General features: G+C 67.3%; 1 protein-coding gene. It reads left to right on the top strand.

Annotated features, from left to right (window positions below):
* The coding region (locus ACTWQJ_RS51555; RefSeq protein WP_443313228.1) for an RNA-guided endonuclease InsQ/TnpB family protein at nucleotides 1-1106 on the top strand (1106 nt) is incomplete at its 5' end.
* Nucleotides 1107-1226 lie beyond the last annotated feature (120 nt).

Genomic DNA, 1226 nt, shown 5'->3' with positions numbered 1-1226 from the left:
CGCTTGAGCGCACCCTGCTCGCGATCAACGAGGCGGCCAACTGGGTGTCCGCCACCGGCTTCGAGCACTTCGGGCTCAAGGCGTCCGTCCGTGAGCTGCGCAAGCTGTGTTACGGCGAGCTCAAGGCCCGCGGCTTCGGGGCGCAGGCCGCGCAGCACATCATCAAGCGCGTCGCGGACGCGTACACCACGCTGCGGGCAAACATCCGGGCCGGAAACCTCGGCCCCGAGGGATCGAAGCGCCGCAGGGCAGAGTCCAAGCCGGTCGCCTTCCGCCCGCATGCGGCGCACACGTACGACGACCGGTGCCTGTCGTGGAACTACGACGCACAGACGGTATCGATCTGGACCCTTAACGGGCGGATCAAGAACATCCGGTTCGCCTGCTCCCCGGAAGCGCTCAAGGCCCTTTCTGAGCACCGCAAGGGCGAGTCCGATCTGGTGTTCCGGGACGGGAAGTGGTTTCTGATCGCCACGATCGACCTGACCGAGCCGGAGGTGTTCGAGCCGAAGGACTTCATCGGCGTGGACCGAGGCATCGTCAACCTCGCCACCACCTCGGACGGCACCAACCACCAGGGCCGACGCCTTACCCGGTACCGGCGCTGGCAGGCCCGCAAGCGGGCCGAGATCCAGGCCAAGCAGACCCGATCCGCCAAGCAGCTCCTCAAAAAGCGGGCGAGGAAGGAAGCCCGTCACGCCACCCACGTGAACCACAAGGTGGCCAAGGAAGTCGTTGCTGTCGCCCAACGCACCGAGCGCGGCCTCGCCCTGGAAGAACTCCAGGGCATCCGCGAGCGGGTTACGGTTCCCCGCGACCAGCGAGCACGACTGTCCTCCTGGCCGTTCCACCAGCTCGGTGCCTTCATCGAGTACAAGGCACGCCGTGCCGGGGTGCCGTACATCGAGGTGGATGCGGCCTACACCTCGCAGCGCTGCCCGCGCTGCGGCCACACCGAGCGCGGCAACCGCCCCACTCGGGACACTTTCCGCTGTCGTCGGTGCGGCCTCGCTGGGCCGGCCGACCACGTCGCCGGGGTCAACGTGCGCAGGCGCGCACGCTCGGCGTGGGTATTCGTCAACATGCCCGATCCGGTCCCGACATAGCCGGGACCGGTAGATGTGACCCGTGACCGCCCTGTCGTAGGGGGCAGTCGGGAGCATAAACGGAGCCCTACAAGGGCTGAGCCAACAAGCTCGGTCCTTTAGGGGCCGAGTAGTTGACCT

The sequence above is a fragment of the Streptomyces sp. KR55 genome, assembly GCF_052245645.1.
In the GTDB taxonomy this organism is placed as follows: Bacteria; Actinomycetota; Actinomycetes; order Streptomycetales; family Streptomycetaceae; genus Streptomyces; species Streptomyces flavusporus.
This window is presented reverse-complemented; position numbering and strand designations above follow the sequence as displayed.